Origin of the sequence: Streptomyces sp. NBC_00376 (assembly GCF_036077095.1) — a bacterium.
In the GTDB taxonomy this organism is placed as follows: Bacteria; Actinomycetota; Actinomycetes; order Streptomycetales; family Streptomycetaceae; genus Streptomyces.
Map to the genome: position 1 here is coordinate 5,271,582 of NZ_CP107960.1, position 18,730 is coordinate 5,290,311.

Annotated in this window: 15 protein-coding genes; 5 read left to right on the forward strand and 10 right to left on the reverse strand. The window is 70.4% G+C overall.

All coding sequences use genetic code 11. The features are described 5' to 3' along the window. Positions 1-2: 2 nt before the first annotated feature. Both OG842_RS23870 and OG842_RS23875 read right to left on the reverse strand, forming a co-directional pair. A complete protein-coding gene (locus OG842_RS23870) occupies positions 3-644 on the reverse strand; it encodes an SMI1/KNR4 family protein (RefSeq protein WP_266732428.1) in 642 nt (213 codons plus the stop codon). A 94-nt stretch (positions 645-738) separates the two neighbouring features. Further along, complete coding sequence (locus tag OG842_RS23875; RefSeq protein WP_266732429.1) at positions 739-2,031, reverse strand: LCP family protein; 1,293 nt, start codon at positions 2,029-2,031, stop codon at positions 739-741. A gap of 119 nt (positions 2,032-2,150) precedes the next feature. Between OG842_RS23875 and OG842_RS23880 the strand changes: the two genes are divergently transcribed. Beyond that, a complete protein-coding gene (locus OG842_RS23880) occupies positions 2,151-2,699 on the forward strand; it encodes an acyl-CoA thioesterase (protein ID WP_266732430.1) in 549 nt (182 codons plus the stop codon). A gap of 94 nt (positions 2,700-2,793) precedes the next feature. Here the strand turns inward: OG842_RS23880 and OG842_RS23885 are convergent, their stop codons facing one another. Further along, positions 2,794-4,302 (reverse strand): LCP family protein, encoded by a 1,509-nt coding sequence (locus tag OG842_RS23885; RefSeq protein WP_443064000.1) that lies wholly within the window; start codon positions 4,300-4,302, stop codon positions 2,794-2,796. A 133-nt stretch (positions 4,303-4,435) separates the two neighbouring features. Between OG842_RS23885 and OG842_RS23890 the strand changes: the two genes are divergently transcribed. Then, the gene (locus OG842_RS23890; protein ID WP_266732434.1) at positions 4,436-5,449 is read left to right on the forward strand and encodes a glycosyltransferase family 2 protein; all 1,014 of its coding nucleotides are present in this window, start codon (positions 4,436-4,438) and stop codon (positions 5,447-5,449) included. Positions 5,450-5,534: 85 nt separating this feature from the next. Here the strand turns inward: OG842_RS23890 and OG842_RS23895 are convergent, their stop codons facing one another. The 4 genes from OG842_RS23895 to OG842_RS23910 all read right to left on the reverse strand — a co-directional run bounded on the left by OG842_RS23895 (position 5,535) and on the right by OG842_RS23910 (position 11,460). After that, the gene (locus OG842_RS23895) at positions 5,535-7,217 is read right to left on the reverse strand and encodes an LCP family protein (RefSeq protein ID WP_266732436.1); all 1,683 of its coding nucleotides are present in this window, start codon (positions 7,215-7,217) and stop codon (positions 5,535-5,537) included. 49 nt (positions 7,218-7,266) lie between these two features. Beyond that, a complete protein-coding gene (locus OG842_RS23900; protein ID WP_266732437.1) occupies positions 7,267-9,069 on the reverse strand; it encodes an LCP family protein in 1,803 nt (600 codons plus the stop codon). Positions 9,070-9,292: 223 nt separating this feature from the next. Continuing rightward, positions 9,293-10,537 (reverse strand): LCP family glycopolymer transferase, encoded by a 1,245-nt coding sequence (locus tag OG842_RS23905; RefSeq protein WP_443064001.1) that lies wholly within the window; start codon positions 10,535-10,537, stop codon positions 9,293-9,295. A gap of 170 nt (positions 10,538-10,707) precedes the next feature. After that, on the reverse strand, positions 10,708-11,460 hold the full coding sequence (locus OG842_RS23910) for a TIGR03089 family protein (RefSeq protein ID WP_266732441.1): 753 nt from the start codon (positions 11,458-11,460) through the stop codon (positions 10,708-10,710). 137 nt (positions 11,461-11,597) lie between these two features. Between OG842_RS23910 and OG842_RS23915 the strand changes: the two genes are divergently transcribed. The 3 genes from OG842_RS23915 to OG842_RS23925 all read left to right on the forward strand — a co-directional run bounded on the left by OG842_RS23915 (position 11,598) and on the right by OG842_RS23925 (position 15,313). Then, the gene (locus OG842_RS23915; protein WP_328512455.1) at positions 11,598-12,992 is read left to right on the forward strand and encodes an N-acetylmuramoyl-L-alanine amidase; all 1,395 of its coding nucleotides are present in this window, start codon (positions 11,598-11,600) and stop codon (positions 12,990-12,992) included. Between the two features lie 119 nt (positions 12,993-13,111). Next, positions 13,112-14,203 (forward strand): NDP-sugar synthase, encoded by a 1,092-nt coding sequence (locus OG842_RS23920; protein WP_328512456.1) that lies wholly within the window; start codon positions 13,112-13,114, stop codon positions 14,201-14,203. A 99-nt stretch (positions 14,204-14,302) separates the two neighbouring features. Then, entirely contained in the window at positions 14,303-15,313 is a 1,011-nt protein-coding gene (locus OG842_RS23925; protein WP_328512457.1) for a DNA-3-methyladenine glycosylase family protein, read from the forward strand. 67 nt (positions 15,314-15,380) lie between these two features. Here the strand turns inward: OG842_RS23925 and OG842_RS23930 are convergent, their stop codons facing one another. The 3 genes from OG842_RS23930 to OG842_RS23940 are packed head-to-tail and all read right to left on the reverse strand — an operon-like array spanning position 15,381 to position 18,197. Beyond that, positions 15,381-16,691 carry a coenzyme F420-0:L-glutamate ligase gene (locus OG842_RS23930; protein WP_328512458.1) on the reverse strand — a complete coding sequence of 437 codons (1,311 nt, stop codon included), beginning with the start codon at positions 16,689-16,691 and terminating at the stop codon, positions 15,381-15,383. Beyond that, positions 16,688-17,644 (reverse strand): 2-phospho-L-lactate transferase, encoded by a 957-nt coding sequence (gene cofD, locus OG842_RS23935; protein ID WP_266732449.1) that lies wholly within the window; start codon positions 17,642-17,644, stop codon positions 16,688-16,690. The genes OG842_RS23930 and cofD overlap by 4 nt, the downstream gene beginning before the upstream one ends. A 13-nt stretch (positions 17,645-17,657) precedes the next feature. Then, positions 17,658-18,197 (reverse strand): cysteine dioxygenase, encoded by a 540-nt coding sequence (locus tag OG842_RS23940; RefSeq protein WP_266732450.1) that lies wholly within the window; start codon positions 18,195-18,197, stop codon positions 17,658-17,660. Positions 18,198-18,730 lie beyond the last annotated feature (533 nt).

Sequence of the window (18,730 nt, forward strand, 5' to 3'; positions counted from 1 at the left end):
CGTCAGTCCTCCTCGTCGTCATCGTCCGCCCCGTCGAAGCGGTCGAAGGCCGCCTCCGTGCGGGCGCGGAACATCGCGGTCCCGCGATCGTCGCGGAGGATGATCTCGTCGTGCGCGTACCAGCGTGAGCCCGGCTGCTGACTGATCGGGTACTCCGGGAGCGGCAGGCGCCGAAAGGTGGCGGCGATGTCCTCGGGCAGGTCGGTGTCGTCGGGGGTCACCCATCCCATCAGGTCCTCATCGGCACACAGGGACTCGGACAGGACGATCTCGACGAACGCGACGCTGACCCGGCCCAGCCACGCGGCCCAGTCGTCGGCGGTGGGCCGGACAAGGTCGGCGCGGACCACGACGGGCGGGTCGTCCTGGTCGAGGTCCGTTACGCGTATGCCCCAGTAGGCGCAGGACTGGTTCTCGACGCGGAAGATCAGCACGCCTCGGTCCGCATCGAGGTAGAGGTCCTTCGGGGCGAGCAGGGAATCCTGATTGTCGGTCAAGTCATGTCGCTGCCCAAGTAGTTGGTAGGCGTCGCGCAGCGCTGCAGGGAGCGGCAGGCCGAGCCGGGCCTGGGCCGCGTCGAGTTCGGCGGGGGTGTAGCCGTCGGTCCCGGTGAGAGGGCTTCGGCTCCAGCGCGACCTCGGCACGCTGGGTGCATGGGCGATCATCCTCAGCGAATGAGCGGGCGAGCAGCAGCAAGGCCCGGACGGGGTGCCGTCCGGGCCCTGCTGTCAGGCGTCGTCAGTTCTCGGTGACGGTGACCTTCTCGTCGTTCTTCAGCTGCTCCACCAGCTGCTTCACCTTGGCCTTGTCCCAGACCACGTTGCCGTTCCTGAAGCCCGACATCGGCATGTTCATCGACTTGCCGTCGCCGCCCGTGACGTCCTTCATGGCGAAGAACATCTGGCTCAGGGACCAGAGCGACATGTCCTTGTCCACGACCAGGGTGTCCAGGCCCGCCCCCATCGTCGGGTACAGCTTGAACGGGTTGAGGATCGTGGACGGCGTCGCCGTCTGGCTCGCCAGCGCCGCGAGGAACTTCTGCTGGTTCTTCGTACGGGCCAGGTCCGCCTGGGCGAAGGCGTAGCGGGTGCGGACGAAGGCGAGGGACTGCTCGCCGTTCAGAGTCTGCTTGCCCGCCTGGAAGTCGGCGCCGGACTTCTTGTCCTTGAATGCCTTGGGGATGTCCAGCTCCACGCCGCCGATCGCGTCCACGATCTTGGCGAAGCCGCCGAAGCCGATCTCGCAGTAGTGGTCGATCCGCAGCCCGGTGTTGAACTCGACGGTGCGGACCAGGAGTTCGGGGCCGTCCATGGCGTACGCGGCGTTCAGCTTGGTGAAGCGGCCGCGGCCCGGGTAGAGCTTGCCGGAGTCGGAGCCCTTGAACGAGGGGATCTCGACGTCGGAGTCACGGGGCAGGGAGATCAGCGTCGGCCCGTTGGAGCCGTCGTGCAGGATCATCATCGAGTCGGTCCGCTTGCCCTCGGCGGAGCCCGTGTGGAGCTTCTTCTTGTCCTCGGCCGTCATGCCCTCACGGCTGTCGGACCCGACGATCAGGTAGTTGGTGCCGTCGCCGCCCTCCGGCCGCTCGATGACCTTGGAGAGGTCCACCTCGCGCTTGAGCTTGGAATCGGCCCAGAAGTACGTGCCTATGGAGACCCCGAGGACCACGACCGCCAGGGTCAGCGCGCCTATCTTGATCCGGCGGCGCCAGTCGGGCGCCGGCCGTCCCTGTGTGTAACCGCCGCCGCCCTGATCGCCCCCGTGGCCGTTGCCCCGGCCGCCGGCGTTGCCGCCGCCGTAGACCTGACCGGTGTTGTACCCGCTGTCGTACTGCGGGCCACCGTTGTCGTAGCCGCCCGGCTGCTGGGGGATCGGCCGCTGCCTCGGCGGCGCGGGGCGCTGCTGCGGGGCGGGGCGGCGCTGGACGTGCGGCATCGAGCGGGCGCCCTCCGGCTGCTCACCGGCGCTGCCCCGCCCGTAGCGGTTGCCGCCGCGGTTGTCGTCGGACCATCCCTCGGGCCAATCGTTCATGCGAACCAGTGTGCAGGCCAGGAGTACCGCTATTACAGGGGGTGCGGGAAATCGCATCAGGGCTGTTGCGAAGCTGATGCATTGCGGCCGCGTGTAAGCCCCCGCATAAGGTGGACGGTATGACAGATCAGGCCCCGCGCCCGGAGGGCGACATTCCGGGCAAGCCGACCGCCGCCTCCCGGACCACCCTCAGCCACATCATGACCGGCAGCGACACCAATCTGCTGGGCACCGTGCACGGTGGCGTGATCATGAAACTGGTCGACGACGCGGCGGGTGCCGTGGCCGGCCGGCATTCCGGCGGCCCCGCCGTGACGGCCTCGATGGACGAGATGGTCTTCCTGGAGCCGGTCCGCGTCGGTGATCTCGTTCACGTCCGCGCCCAGGTGAACTGGACCGGCCGCTCCTCGATGGAGGTCGGCGTCCGCGTCATGGCCGAGCGATGGAACGAATCCACCCCCGCCCAGCAGGTCGGCAGCGCCTATCTGGTGTTCGCCGCGGTCGACGCGGACGGCAAGCCGCGCCCCGTACCGCAGGTGATCCCGGAGACGGAGCGCGACAAGCGGCGCTACCAGGAGGCGCAGATCCGGCGCACCCACCGCCTCGCCCGCCGCCGGGCGATCCGGGAGCTGCGCGAGAAGCGCGCGGCGGAGGGCATCGAGGACTGAGCCCCGGGGGCAGCGCCCGGCAGCAGACCTCGCGGCGTCGCGGGGCTGCCTGCCGCAGGGCGCTCCGAGCCGCTCCGGGCCCGGCGCCCCACCGTCACGGGCAGGCCACCTGGTCGCCCGTGACCGTGCCGAACTCGCCAGGGTCCCTCTCCTCGGCCCGTACCCGCCGCACCGTCTCGAAGTCCGCGCCCGCCGTCACCCGCATCGTGGCCCCCTGCCCCCGCACCGGCCGCAGCTCGGCCCCGGGCAGCGCGGCAGCCAGCGACCTCGCGGACCGGTCCCAGCGCGGGTCGTAGCTGATCAGGGTGCGCTTGAGGGCGTGCAGCTCACCGTTGAGCGGGGCGCGTGTGGTGTCGAAGCCGGTGGCGCGCAGCGCGGCGTCGACCGTCTTGCCGAGGCCGTCCTTCGGAGTCCCGTTGTAGACCTGGACCCGGACCTGCCGGGGGGCGACGTCGACCGTCTGCGCCTTCGGCTCCTCGGGCCGCGCGGGGGCGAGCGGCTTGTCCTCGCGCAGTGCCCGGAAGAGCTTCTTCGACTTGGCCTCGTCCCATCTGACCGTCGAGCCGATGCCCTTCACCGGGTAGGAGACGTTCCCCACCGGTACGGAGGCGAACTCGGACGAGGCCGGGGAGAAGCCGCGCATCGCCTGGGCGAGCTCCAGCAGCTGCTCCGTACCGAACCCCTTGTCGGCCCGGACCGAGCGCAGCATCGTCGAGGCGACGTCCTGGAACTTCACCGGGTTCAGCAGCACACCGCTGCTGGTCGCCCGTGCGATCAGCGACGCGAGGAACTTCTGCTGGCGCTGCATCCGTCCCAGGTCGGCGGCCCCGTCGATGTGCCGGGAGCGTACGTACTGGAGGGCCTGCCCGCCGTCCAGTTCATGGGTGCCCGCGGCGAGATCGAGACCGGTGTACGAGTCCTTCAGCGGCCGGGTCGTGCAGATCTGCACGCCGCCCAGGGTGTCCACGGTCTTCATGAAGCTGGTGAAGTCGACCTCCAGATAGTGGTCGACCTTGACGCCCGTCATGTGCTCGACGGTCCGCAAGGTCAGATTCGGACCGCCCTCGGCATAGGCCGCGTTCAGCTTCAGCGGGTGCGCGGAGTGCCGCACACCGGTGTTCCGGTCGGTGTGCTCGGGGATCTCGGCGTAGCTGTCGCGGGGCAGCGAGACGATGCTCGCGCGCTTCTTGTCCGCCGACAGATGCACCAGCATGACCGTGTCGGTGCAGTGGCATGGTGCACCGCCCAGCCGGTACTTCTGCTTCTCCTCCGGGGTGATCCGGTCGCGGCCGTCGGTGCCCACGAGCAGCAGGTTCATGCCGGTCCCGGCGCGTGGCCGGTTCTTCATGTCCTTGAACGGATCGATCCGGTCGATCCCGGTCTCCAGATTGGTCACCACCGCATGACCGACCCCGCCGGCCCCCAGCACCAGCACGGAGAGACCGGTCGCCATCCGCATGCCCCAGCGTGGGCGTTCGTCCTGCTTTCTGGACCTGCGCCGGGGCGGAACCGCATGGGAACGCGAGGGACTGGGGGAGCGGTGGGGTGTGGGCACGGGGGAGACCTCCGCGGTGCGAGGGGACCGTTCGCACAGTAGGTCCATATGATCAAAGGTCCGGTGCGCGACCCGGCGGGGCGCCCCGGCATCCCCCATTCGCGGTAACGTGGCGGCCGAATAACGCCGCCCGGTGGGGTGCGAACCCCCGGCGCCACCCGAGGACCACCCGAGGACCACCATGCCTGCCGCGCAGTACCCCGCCGTCTCCGTGATCATGCCGGTGCTCGACGAGGAACGTCACCTCAGGAACTCCGTCCGGCACATCCTGGAGCAGGAGTACGCGGGTGAGATGGAGGTGGTCATCGCACTGGGCCCCTCCACGGACCGCACCGACGAGATCGCCGCGGAGCTGGTGCGCGAGGACCCCCGGGTCCACACCGTCCCCAATCCGACCGGCCGCACCCCGGCAGCCCTCAACGCCGCGATCAAGGCCTCCCGTCACCCCATAGTGGTGCGGGTCGACGGACATGGCATGCTCTCGCCGAACTACATCGCGACCGCCGTCCGCCTCCTGGAGGAGACCGGCGCGCAGAACGTGGGCGGCATCATGCACGCCGAGGGCGAGAACGCCTGGGAGGACGCCGTCGCCGCGGCCATGACGTCGAAGATCGGCGTCGGCAACGCGGCCTTCCACACCGGGGGCCAGGCCGGCCCGGCGGAGACCGTCTACCTCGGCGTCTTCCGCCGCGAGGCGCTGGAGAAGGCGGACGGCTACAACGTGGAGTTCATCCGGGCCCAGGACTGGGAGCTGAACTTCCGCATCCGCGAGGCGGGCGGCCTGATCTGGTTCTCGCCCGAACTGAAGGTGCAGTACCGGCCGCGCCCCTCCGTGCGGGCGCTGGCCAAGCAGTACAAGGACTACGGCCGCTGGCGCCACGTCGTCGCCCGCTACCACTCCGGCTCGATCAACCTGCGCTACCTGGCGCCGCCCACCGCCGTCTGCGCGATCGCGGCGGGCATCGTGGTCGGCGCGGCCGTCACCCCGTGGGCGTTCGTCGTTCCCGCCGGGTACGTCGCGGCGATCGTCGCCGGGTCCGTACCGGCGGGCAAGGGCCTGTCGCTGAAGGCGCGGGCCCAGATCCCGGTGGCCCTCGCGACCATGCACATGTCGTGGGGGTACGGCTTCCTGACCAGCCCCCGCTCGCTCGCGAAGAAGGTCATCGCCAGCCGCCGGCCGGCCGTCACCGTGTGACACCCGACGACACCGCGGGGGCCTTCCGATGTGCCGGAAGGCCCCCGCGGTGCGTTGTGCGCGGCGCGCTGTCAGCTGAAGCGCGCTACCAGCCGAAGCCGGGCTGGATGTCCATGCAGGCCGAGTCGTCGTCGCCGTTGAGCGCCCGTGCGCTGTCCGGGGTCTTCTCCTCGGCGGAGGGCGCGTGGTAGTCGCCGTCCTCGCGCCAGTCGGCTCCCACGGTCAGCGTGATGCCGGAGACGTCGGTCGACTTCTTCACCGCCGTCAGCGGGATGCCGAGCGCCTTGGCGACCGCCTGGGCGTTGCCCTCCATGTCCACGGTGGGGAAGAGGATCCCGGTCCGCTTCGCCGGCTCGGTGTTCTGCGAGTCGATCGTGGACTGGGTGTAGCCCTTCCCGGCCAGCAGGTCCTTGACCGCCGTCGCCCGGCCCTTGACCGGGTAGTCGACCTCGGTACGTGTCCCGTTGCGGACGGTCACCGGGGTCTCGGCGGGGGACGCGGTGGGCTTCTTGGCGGCGGCCGGCTTCTTGCGCTTGGCCGCCTTGCCGTCGAGCGGGACGTCGTCGCGGACCATCTGGAAGAGCTGCTCGGCGTCGCCGGGCTTGGGGAGCACCCGCTCCTTGAGCGTGCCCGTCCCGTAGACGTTCGGCATCGTCGTCATGGTGATGCGCTTGGTGGGCACCTTCTTGAGCTCCTCCGCGAGGTCGTAGAGCTTGTTGACCGAGCCGAGGCCGTTGTCGCCCTTGTCGACCGTCAGCGCGTTCGTCGCCGCCTCGGCGAGGTTCATCAGCTTGCCCGGGTCGGTGAGCTTGGTGCCCTTGCGCAGCTCACGGACCATCGAGTTCATGTACATGTGCTGGGCGTGGGTACGGCCGAGGTCGGTGCCGTCCTCGAAGCCGTAGCGGGTGCGCAGCCACTGGAGGGCCTGCTTGCCCTTGATCTTCGTGGTGCCCTTCTCCAGCTTCAGCCCGGAGCCCTTGCCGGTGCTGGTGTGCGAGTAGACGTTGCCCTTGACGCAGACCGGGACGCCGCCGATCGCGTCCGCCATCGAGATCACACCGGAGAAGTCGATCATCATGAAGTGGTCGATGGTGATGCCGGTGAGCTCATACCAGGTGGCCACCGAGCAACCGGGACCGCCGCGGCCGAGCGTCTCGTTGGTCATCTCCAGACCGGTGGTCGCGGGGTAGACCTTCTTCGTCTCCGGGTCGGTGCACTTCGGGATCTTCAGCATGGTGTCGCGCGGCATGCTGATCACCGACATGTTGCTGCGGTCGGCGGAGAGGTGGAGCAGCATCTGCACGTCGGCCAGGGGCGGTGCACCGAAGGTGTCCTTGGCCCCGCCGAGCTTCTGGTTCTCCTTGGAGTCCCGCGCGTCCGAGCCTATGAGCAGGATGTTCATCGGGGTCTGACCGGCGGCGTTGGCCTTGTGATCGGCCATCTTCTTGTCGCCGAGGGTCAGATCGGCCTTCTTGAGATTGCCGTTCAGGTGCTCGATGTATAGGTAACCGGCGCCGGCGCCGCCGATTATGAGCAGCGCGGTCACCGACGCGACCCAGCGCAGCACCCGGCGTTTGCCCTTCTTGCCGTGCCGCTTCGGGCCACCGCGCCGGTGCCCACTCTCCGCCGGGGCGGCCCGGCGGCCACCTCCGCCGGAGCCCGGCTCCTCTTCCGGCGCCTCCGTGTGGAGACCGCCGTCCCGGCCGGGTCGACCGGCCTGCCGGACGCGTGGCCGCGTCCCTTCCCCGGGCGTACCGCTCCGTGCCACCAGGACCCCCCTGCTGCTCAGACTCGTTGTTCCGCGCAGTGACCCGGTGTCACTTGGCGCACTCTGCCTTGTCGGCGTTTGCTTGCTGGATGTCGGCCGGCACCTTTGCCGGCCCGGTGATGGGTGTGCCCGCGCCCTTGAAGTCGTCCCCCAACGTCAGCACCATCGCCTGGAGCCCTTCGGCATCCGTGGTGCCCTGCTTCATGGCCGAGCCGGGCAGGCCCATCATGGCGGCCAGGGCGCGGGCCTGGTCCGCCTGGTTCGGCGCGTACTCCAGCGTCGTCTTCTTGACCTTCGCCGGGGCGTTCGCCTTGTTGGTGGACTTGAGGACGCCCTGCTCGTTCTGCAGCCAGACGACCGTCGCCTGCGCGGCACCGGGGACCTTGCCGCCGTTGTACACATCGACGCGTACGTCGCCCGCGGCGGCCTTGGAGCCCTTGAGGAGTGCGTCCTGCTTGCTCTTCGCGGCCTTCTTCTTCGACTTCACCTCGGTCAGTGAGGTGTCGTCGCGCATCATCGCGAACAGCGCGTCGGCCTTGGGCGGGTTCAGTACGACGGTGACCGGTGTCTTCTCGGCCGGGTTGTCTAGCACCGGCACCGTGGTGAAGGTGATGTTCTTCGTGTTGACCTTGCCGAGCTCCTGGGCCAGCGAGGCCAGCTTCTTCCCCGTGCCGATGCCGGTGTCGACGGTGAGTGCCTTGGTCGCCGCGTCCGCCAGCTTGTACAGCTTGGGCAAGCTGGTCAGAGTGTCGTCCGACTGCATCTGCCGGATCATCGAGGCGATGAACTGCTGCTGGATCTTGATCCGGTCCAGGTCGCCATGGTTGCCGAAACTGTGCCGGGTCCGTACGAACGCCAGGGCGTCCTCGCCCTGGATGCGGTGCTCACCGGCCGGCAGGTCCAGGTGCGAGTCCGGGTCCTTGACCGGCTTGGCCAGGCAGATCTCGACCCCGCCGACCGCCGTGGACAGCTCCTTCACCGCGTTGAAGTCGACCATCATGAAGTGGTCGACCTTCAGGCCGGTGATCTCCTTGACCGTGTCCATGGTGCAGCCGGCGTTACGGCCCTCCTGGCCGAGGCTCTGGTTGAAGCGGACGTTCTGCGTACCCGGGACGACCTTGTCCGAGCCGTCCGGCTGCCTGGTCTTGCAGTCCGGGATGTCGGTGATCAGGTCGCGCGGGATGCTCAGCGCCGTCGCGTTGGTGCGGTCCTCGGAGACGTGGAAGAGGATGTTGGTGTCGGCGTGGCCCACGCTGCCCTTGTCGCCGTAGCCCTCGTTGCCCTTGCCGGTGCGCTTGTCGGTGCCGATGATCAGGATGTTGATCGGGGCGTCGTTGTCGAAGACGTTCTTGTTGCCGGACCCGCCGATGTCGACCGTGTTCAGGTTGCCGTTGAAGTGCTGGTACAGCGCGTACCCGCCCACCGACAGGCCGACCAGCACGAAGGCCATCGTGCCGCCCGTCCACAGCAGCGCCTTCTTGCGGCGGGCCTTGGGGGCCTTGCGGCTGCGGCGGCCCGCCGGACCGGAACTCTCCTGGCCGCGCGTGCCGTTGGCCGAACGGCGGCTGCGCTGCCCCGGCACCTCGGGCTTCGAACCCGTCCCCTGGCCGTTGCCGGCCGGATTCCGGCGCTCGCCCCCGCCGTCACGGGAGGCGCTTCTACGTCCGCCGCCACTGTCACGGGCCGACGACCCTCTGTTATTGGGGACACGTGGGCGGGAAGTACGGGAAGACTCTCCCGAATCCCCTCCGGAATGATTCAGTCGCAGTTCGTAATCGCCGGTTTGCGGGTTGAGTACCCACTGGTCTGCGGGGTCGATTCCGTCCGCCCGCCCACGGCTTTGCGCATCCACGGTTGCTTGAGTCCTCCGTCGGTGCCACGCGAGGCGCCTCCCCCGATCAGGCGCTCGATCTTTCGCTCCAGAAGTGCGCGGCCAGGAGGCCGGCAGCACCGGATCGCGTCACACTATCGGCCCAGTTCGGCGTCGAGCGACGTGCGTGACAAATTCCACGGTCCTTACAACTGGTCATACTGCTCATTACACGCCGATCACCGGCTTCTGTTTGGGAATTGCTTTACTGCTTGCACAGGTCCGCCGCTGCGTTGTTGCCCGAATAGGTCGGCGTGGGAGTGGGGCCGGAAGCATCCGGGGTATCGGCCGCGGCATTGTTTTTCCCGTTGTTCTTCTCGTCGTCATGTTTGAGCCGGTCCGCCGGGACCACGGCGACCGGATCGTCGTCGCGGAGTCGCTTGAAGAGCCGGTTCGCGTCGGGCTGTACGAGTTCGTCCCGGTTCCGGTTGGCGGCGTACGGCTGCCGGGGCACCGTCAGGAACTGCACCTTGTCGGTCGGTACGTCGCGCATGCCGCGTACCAGTTCGTACAGGTCCTTGAGGCTGTCCAGCCCGGCATCGGTGGTCAGCGCCTTGGTGGCCGCGTCCAGCACCGGGTAGAGGCGGGTCGGGTTGAGCAGGACGCCGTCGCTCTGCACCTTGTTCACCAGCGCGCCCAGGAACTGCTGCTGGCGGTCCATCCGTTCGGTGTCGCTGCCGTTGCCGATCGACTTCCGGGCCCGTACGTACCCCAGCGCCTGCTCGCCGTTGAGCGTCTGGCGCCCGGCCGGGAGCTTCAGATGGGCGTCGGCGTCGTCGACCGGCTTCTTCAGGCAGACCTCGACCCCGTCCACGGCGTCCACTATGTCCTTGAAGCCGTTGAAGTCGACGACCATGTGGTGGTCGATCCGGACGCCGGTCATCTTCTCGACCGTACGGATCGTGCAGGCGGTGCCACCGAACTCGAAGGCCCAGTTGAACTGGGCGAATTGCTTCTTCGTGGCCGTGCCGTCCGCCCGGTGGCAGACCGGGATCCACACCATCAGGTCACGCGGCAGGGACATCGCGGTGACACTCTTCCGGTCCGCCGCGAGGTGGAGCAGGATCGTGGTGTCCGACCGCTGGCTGCCGCCGTCGTCACGGCCGTACTTGCGGTTGTCACCGGCCCGGCTGTCCGAGCCGATGAGCAGGATGTTCTCCGCGTCGCGCACCACGGAGGCGGGCCGCTCCCGCTCGTACACCTTGAGTTCGGCGGCCGCGGAGGTGTCGGTCCTGATGTTGCCGTCGAGCTTCCTGTACAGCCACCAGCCGACGCCCGCCGCGACCAGGACGACGAACGAGGCGCCGAGCGCGGTCCAGCGCAGCCAGTGGTGCCGGTGACCGGCCGCGGAGGCGCCGGATCCGTCCTCGGATCGCGACCCGGTCCCGCCCGCCGCCGAGTCGTCGGAGTCGTCCGGCGGGCCGGCGCTTTCGCTCACGTCTGCGTCCATCCTTCACGTTCGGCGGCGCGTCGGGCCGCCGGTCGCAGAAGTAGACGGCTGAACCTCACGCTTGGTTGTGTCTCCGGTGGTCAGTTACCGCCGATCATGTACCGGAGTTGACGCGAAGCCTCGAGGACTCGGCCCGGCTTGAGCCGGACGAGTGGTCCTCAGGGTGCTTGTCATACCGCGCTGTTGGTGACCCGTTCGCTCTCGACGCGCTTCGCCAGTCCCTCTTCGCCCAGCTGGTCCAAGTGGCGGCACAGGACCACGGAGCCCCCGGCGGCCAGCGGCGCGAACAGCCCCGCGGCCAGCCCCTCCCAGGTGTCGTACGAACGTCCCGTGAGCAGCCGCGATCCGGCGGTCAGACCGAGCGCGTCCGCGTCCTCGCGGGCCCGCGCCACCAACTGCGCCGACGTCAGCTCGACGCCGTCCACCGCCAGCGCGGGGGCGTCCGGGTCCACGGGGGCGAACGGCGCGAACCGGTCGCCCTGGCTCGGCACCTCCACCGCGTAGTCCGCGAAACCCTCGGGCGTCCGCGGGAACCTGCCGCCCAGCGGGCGCAGCGCCAGGGCGACCCGCTCGCCGCGGCAGGCCCGAGCGGCCTCCAGCGTGTCCGGGCCGCTGACCACGAGGTCGGCGCCGGCCGGGTCGCCCTGCACATCGGCGATCACGCCGACCGAGGAACAGGCGAGCAGCCAGACCGCGGACTGCCAGTGCGCGGGCAGCAGCAGTGCCAGCCGGTCGCCGGGCTCCGCGGCGAGATCGCCCTGGAGGAGATTGGCGGTCTTGGCCACCCAATTGGCGAAGGTGGCCACCGACAGTTCGACGCGTTCTCCGGTGGCGTCGTCGTAGAAAGTGACCAAGGGGCGGGCCGGGTCCGAGGCGAGCGCGGAACGCAGCAGGTCGGCAGGGGTTCGGTCGGTGGCGTTCATCCGCGCAAGATTACGCGGCGGCGGCCGGCCCGGCGGGACGGAGGAGCGGCTGCTGCACCGGATCGGCAGACGGACCGTCAATTGCACGGATCCGTCCAGGTGGCCGTAGTTACCGGTGTATGCCCAGGATTATCCGTATGCGTCCCTTCATTGCATCCTCGATCGGTGTCACCTGTGCGGCCGTACTCGTTCTGCCGCTGGCCGTGCCCGCGGGCGCCGCCCCCGACACCAGCACCGTCCCCGCCGAGTCCGCCGAGCCCGTCGACGTCCCGGGCTCGACGCAGTCCCTGCCGATGCGGACCCTGCCAGCGCCGTCCGACCGGTCCACCGGCGAACCCACCCGCGCGGCCGTGCCCGAACAGGGGCTGCCCGAGCGCGAGGTCCACCCCTTCTCCATGGTCGGCGTCGTCTGGGACGACGCCGACACCGAACTCCACGGCACCGTCCAGGTCCGCACCCGCGCGACCGGCACCGGCCAGTGGTCCGACTGGCAGGACCTGGAGACGCACAACGCCGAGCACTCCGCCGACCCCGGCACCGCCGAGCGCGATTCCGGGGCCGTACGAGGCTCCACCGCCCCGCTCTGGGTCGGCGACTCGGACGCCGTAGCGGTCCGGGTGCGCCCCGAGGCCCCGGACCCGCAGGACCGGACCGGCACCGCGGTACCGCTGCCCGACGGGCTGCGCCTCGAACTCGTCGACCCCGGCGAGGACCCGCAGCAATCCCCCGCGACCGGCGACGAGACCGAGCCGGGCGCCCAGGCCGAGCCGGACACCGGCACAGCCGTCGCAGCGGGCGCCCAGGACGACGCCGCCGTCGACGAACGCACCGCACCCCTCTCCCCGAGCGTGCTTCCCGCCCTGAACAAGGCTCAGTCCGAGGCGCAGGGCGAGGCACAGGCAGGCCTCGCGCCCGGCACCCGGCCGTACATCGGCCCCCGTCCGCGCATCGTCACCCGCAAGGGCTGGGGCGCCGACGAGAAGCTCAGGGAGAGCAAGTTCGTCTACACGAGCACGGTCAAGGCCGCCTTCATCCACCACAGCGCCACTGGCAACAACTACAAGTGCTCCCAGGCACCCTCGGTCCTGCGCGGCATCTACCGCTACCACGTCAAGAGCACCGGCTGGCGCGACATCGGCTACAACTTCGCCGTCGACAAGTGCGGAAACATCTACGAAGGACGGGCGGGCGGCGTCACCAGGGCTGTCCTGGGAGCGCACACGCTCGGCTTCAACACCAACAGCATGGGCATCGCGGTGCTCGGCACCTTCACCAAGTCCAACCCGCCTGCCGCCGCGGTGAACGCCGTCGCGAAGCTCACCGCCTGGAAGCTCGGACTGTTCGGCGCCGACCCGCGCGGCAAGGCCACCCTCGTCTCGGGCGGCGGGAACAAGTACAAGAAGGGCAAGAAGGTCAAACTCAACGTCATCTCCGGCCACCGGGACGGCTTCGCAACCGATTGCCCCGGAGCGCGTCTCTACAAGAAACTCGGCTCGGCCCGGACCAGCTCCGCCAAGCTTCAGGGCCGCTGAACGGAACGGGAAGCTGCTGCGGGCCGCTGCGGGCCGCTGACCGGGGACGGCCGAACCGGTCTGCATACACTGGCCAGCCGAAACCAGGCCAGGCCCCAGCAGGAAGCAGAGTCAGTGCTGTGACAGAGGCAAAAGAAGCGATCCTCCTGGTCGGTGGGAAGGGAACCCGGCTGCGCCCGCTCACGGTGCACACGCCCAAGCCCATGGTTCCGGCAGCGGGCGTTCCGTTCCTCACCCACCAGCTGGCGCGCGCCCGTGCCGCCGGGGTCGAGCACATCGTGCTCGCGACGTCGTACCTGGCAGAGGTCTTCGAACCGTACTTCGGCGACGGCTCGTCGCTCGGCCTGCACATCGAGTACGTCACCGAACGCGAACCGCTCGGCACCGGCGGGGCGATACGCAACGTCGCGTCCCGGCTGACCTCGGGTCCGGACGACCCGGTGCTCATCTTCAACGGTGACATCCTCACCGGCCTGGACATCCGGGCCCTGGTCGCCTCGCACACCGAATCCGGAGCGGACGTCTCCCTCCACCTCACCCGCGTCGACGACCCGCGCGCCTTCGGCCTGGTACCGACGGACGGCAGCGGCAGGGTCACCGCTTTCCTGGAGAAGCCCGAGACGCCCGAGGAGATCGTCACCGATCAGATCAACGCGGGGGCGTACATCTTCCGCCGCTCGGTCATCGACAACATCCCGGCCGGCCGGCCGGTCTCCGTCGAGCGCGAGACCTTCCCCGGACTGCTCGCCTCCGGAGCGCACCTCCAGGGCATGGTCGACTCCACGTACTGGCTGGACCTCGGCACCCCGCAGGCCTTCGTACGCGGCTCCGCCGATCTGGTCCTGGGCCGCGCCCCGTCCCCGGCCGTCCCCGGCAGATGCGGCGAGGCGCTCGTGCTGCCGACGGCCTCCGTCGCCGACGACGCCAAGATCAGCGGCGGCACGGTGGTCGCGGAGGGCGCCCTGATCGGCGCGGGAGCCCGGGTCGACGGCTCCGCGATACTGGCCGGCGCGGTCGTCGAACCAGGGGCCGTGATCAAGGACTCGCTGGTCGGAGCCGGTGCCCGGATCGGCAGCCGTACGGTGCTCACGGACGCGGTGATCGGGGACCGGGCCCGGGTCGGCGCCGACAACGAACTCCGCGACGGCATCCGCATCTGGTGCGGGGCGGTCCTCCCGGACGCGGCGGTGCGCTTCTCCTCCGACGAATAGACGGTGCGCTTCTCCTCGCGACGCATGGCCCGACGGGCAGCCGGACACCGGCCGCAGCGCTTACCCTCGACAGGCACCCCGACGACCGAGGACCTCACCGTGGCAGGACGATTCGCTCCCCACAGCTCTCCCCGCGCGGCCGTCCCGCACCAGGCGGCGGCCCGGGCGGCGACCCCGGCGGCGGACGCGCTGACCCGTGAGTGGACCCCGCCCGGCCCCTTCGACCTGCGCCTGGTCGTCGGCCCACTGCGCCGCGGCCCCGCCGACCCCACGTACCGGATGACCGGGGACGGCACGGCCTGGCGGGCCAGCCGCACACCCGCCGGCCCCGGCACCCTCCGCCTCACCGCCCGGGGCGGCCGGATCGAGGCGGCGGCCTGGGGCCCCGGCGCACCGTGGCTGCTGGACCGGCTCCCGACGCTGCTCGGCGCGACGGACGACCCGGACGCCTTCCGCCCGCGCCACCGGCTGCTCGCCCTGACCCGGCACCGCCGCCCCGGCCTGCGCCTGCTGCGCACCGGCCTGGTCATGGAGTCCCTGATCCCCTCGATCCTGGAACAGAAGGTCACCACCGACGAGGCCTACCGCGCCTGGCGGTTCCTGGTCCGGAAGTACGGCACCCCGGCACCCGGCCCCACGGACCGCGCCGCGTTCACCGCGCTGGGTCTGCACGTCATGCCCGACGCCCGCACCTGGTCCCTGATCCCGTCCTGGGAATGGCACCGCGCGGGCGTCGACGCCCAACGCTCGGGCACGATCCTGCGCGCGGTACGTGTGGCCCGCCGCCTGGAGGAGGCGGCGGCCATGGAGCTCCCGGAGGCCATGGCCCGCCTGGAACTGATCCCCGGGATCGGCCCCTGGACCTCGGCCGAGACGCTCCAGCGCTCGAACGGTGCGGCGGACGCGGTCACCGTCGGCGATCTCCACCTCCCCGGCATCGTCGGCCACGCCCTGGCGGGCAACCGGGACGCCGACGACGAGGAGATGCTCGCCCTGCTCGCTCCGTACGAGGGGCAGCGCCACCGGGCGACCCGCCTCATCCTGCTCTCCGGCCACACCCCGGCCCGCCGCGCCCCGCGCATGACCCGGGGCGACATCGCCCGCCTGTAGAACCCGCCGGGCCGCGTCCGTGAAGCCCCGTCCCGGCGCACCTCGACGAACCCGCCCGCGCCCCGCCTCAGCGCACCTCGATGAACCTCTCCGCGTCCCGCCCCGGCCGCGCCGCGGGGTCGGCCGCCGCGCGACCCACCGCCACCGCACCCAGCGGATCCCAGCTCTCCGGCAGCTCCAGCACCTCACGCACCACGGAGCGGCAGAACATCGTCGACGACACCCACGCCGAGCCGAGCCGCTCGCCCGCCAGCGCCACCAGGAAGTTCTGGATGCCGGCCCCCGCGGCGACCACGAACATCTCGCGCTCCGCCGTGTCCCGCCGCTCGTCCCCGTACGTGTGGGAGCCGTCCATCACCAGGCACGGCACCACCAGATACGGCGCCCGGCGCAGCACATCGCCCCGCCGCACCCGCTTGGCGATGGACTCCTCGCTCTTCCCGTCGCTTCGCAGATCCGCGATCCACGCGTCCCGCATCGCGTCGAGCAGCCGGGTCCGCGACTCCTCGGACTCCAGCAGGACGAACCGCCACGGCGTCGTGTGATGCGGCGCGGGCGCCGTCACCGCCGCGGCCACGGCCCGCCGCACCGCCCCCGGGTCCACCGGATCGTCGGTGAACTCGCGGACCGTACGCCGCAGGGTCACCGCCTCCCGCACCGCCTCCGACGTACCGAGCCGGAACATGTCGTCGGCCGTGACCCGCACCATCGCGCGGGCACCACCGGCGTCCGCCGCGTCCACCACATGGCCGAGACCCCGCACCACCGCGACGGGCAGCCCGTCCGCCTTGCCCTTGACCAGGTCACCGGCCGAGGCCAGCTCGTCGGCGGTGGCGACCACGGTGGCGCTCAGCGGATTGCCGTACGCGTCCGTGCCGCCGCGCAGATCGTCCAGCACCCGGACCCCGGCCGCCCCGATCGCCACATCGGTCAGCCCGTTGCGCCACGGGCGTCCGAAGGTGTCCGTGACGACGACCCCGACCTCCACGCCGAGCGTGTCCCGCAGCCCGTCACGGATCGCCCGCGCCGAGGCGTCCGGGTCCTCGGGCAGCAACAGCACCGTCCCGGCGGGGGTGTTCGAGGCGTCGACCCCGGCCGCGGCCATGACCAGACCCTGCCGGTTCTCCACGATCCGCAGCGTGCCGCGCCGCGCCACCACCCGTACCGTCTCGGCGTCGATCGCCGCCTCGCGGTCGGCGGCCTCGACGATCCGGCCCTCCGCCTTGGAGACGATCTTCGAGGTGACCAGCAGGACATCACCGTCGACCAGACCCGGCCCGGTCGCGGCGATCAGCTTCGCCAGGTCGTCCCCGGCCCGCACCTCGGGCATGCCGGGCAGCGCCCAGACCCGGTACGAGGGCGCCCCGTCGGCGCTCACGCCTGTACCTCCTCGGCCAGCGCCAGGGCCTGCCGGGCCATCTCGGCCGTCGCGTCGACATCGGTCATCATCAGCGGCACGGCACGGCAGCGGATGCCCGCGGCCTCCACCTCGCCGACCGCCCCGGCGTCCACCGTGTCGACGAGCCAGCCGTCGAGCAGCCCGGAGCCGTAGTGCGTGGCCACGGCCGACGCCGTCGACTCGACGCCCACCGCGGCGAGCACCTTGTCCGCCATGCCGCGCACGGGCGCGTCGCCGACGATGGGGGAGAGGCCGACGACCGGCACCCCGGCCTCGGCGATGGCCTCCCGGATCCCGGGCACGGCGAGGATCGTCCCCACCGACACGACGGGGTTGGACGGCGGGAAGAGGATCACGTCCGCCTCGGCGATGGCCTCCAGCACCCCCGGAGCCGGCTTGGCCTGGTCGGCGCCGACCGGCACGATCGCCTGTGCCTCGACCGAGGCACGCAGCTTCACCCAGTACTCCTGGAAGTGGATCGCCCGGCGCTCGCCGTCCATGTCGACCGCGACATGCGTCTCGACCCGGTCGTCGGACATCGGCAGCAGCCGGACCCCCGGCTTCCAGCGCGCGCAGAGCGCCTCGGTGACGGCGCTCAGCGGATAGCCCGCGCCCAGCATCTGCGTGCGGACGATGTGCGTCGCGAAGTCACGGTCGCCGAGGCCGAACCACTCAGGCCCCACGCCGTACGCCGCGAGCTCCTCCTTGACGTGGAAGCTCTCGTCCGTACGCCCCCAGCCCTGCTCCTCGTTGATGCCACCGCCGAGGGTGTACATCACGGTGTCGAGGTCGGGGCAGACCTTCAGCCCGAACAGATGGATGTCGTCACCGGTGTTGCCGATCACCGTGATGTCCGCGTCGGGCGCGGCCTGCTTGAGGCCACGCAGAAAACGAGCACCACCGATACCGCCGGCCAGAACCACAATGCGCATGCACAGCAGTTTGTCAGGCGGGTACGACATCCACGGCCGCCGGGGCGCACTGCGCCGCGTGCATCGGCATCTCGGTCAGTCCCGGGTAGTAGATGTGCAGACTGACGGCCGGTTCGAAGGAGTCGTTGACCACTTCGTGCGCGTAACCGGGCGCGAAGACCCGCTGCGCGCCGGAGTCCAGCGCCCGGGTGGCGCGCTCGGTGCGCTCGGTCAACCGTCCTTCCAGCACGGTCAGTACGCCGGAGGACGGACCGTGGTCGTGGAGCCCGCTGCCCTGGCCGGGCACCCAGCTGAGCAGCCAGACCTCGTAGCCGAGTGGGGCCTCCCCTGCTCGTGCGGAGCCGAGAGCTTGGGGAACCGTGCGCAGCCGGTGGTACCAGCGGGTGGTGGTGTCGTACCGGACGAGGGGTGCCCACTGCGCGCGGTCGGCCGCGATGGTGCGGGCGAGCCCGACGAACTCGGCCACGGTGGCGGGGTGCTCGCGGGCGGGCTGGAGGAGGTGCTGGACTTCGAGGATGTCGCCGGCGATCTGGAGGTCGCTGTTGCTGTTCATGGATGAGGTGGTTCCTCGGCATGGGGGGTGCATGTGCGGGGTGTCACGGAGACCGGAGAGCCTCGGCCGCGCGGAGACGAAGAAGCAGGGAAGAGAAGAAACCTGCCGACAGCGCTGCGCAGAGGTTCTGCGAGAGGAGCTGGGTCAGAGCCGGCGCCCTGGGGGCATCAACAGCTGTGACAGCTGGAACAGCAACAGCGGGCCTGGACAGCGGTGCGGAACCCACGGACGTGGGTGGCGTACATCGCGGCGGTCGCTGGCATGAAGTCAAGGAGACCGGCTGCGCACTCCACTGTCAACCTGATGCCCGATTTGGTGGCAATGTTTCACCTCATCCGGTTGCCAGGAGCGGGGAAGGGTTTATGCATCCACCGCGCCGGAGATGTGGCGCACCAGCCGCGCCCCCAAACGTCATTGAGGCTCCGTGACCCGAATGTGATCTTGGTCGCTTCGGTGCTCGAATCGCAACAACGGGGCGATTCCGGTCGTCTCACTCAGTGAGAAGCGGGGGTGCGGGCGAGCTCCATGGCATA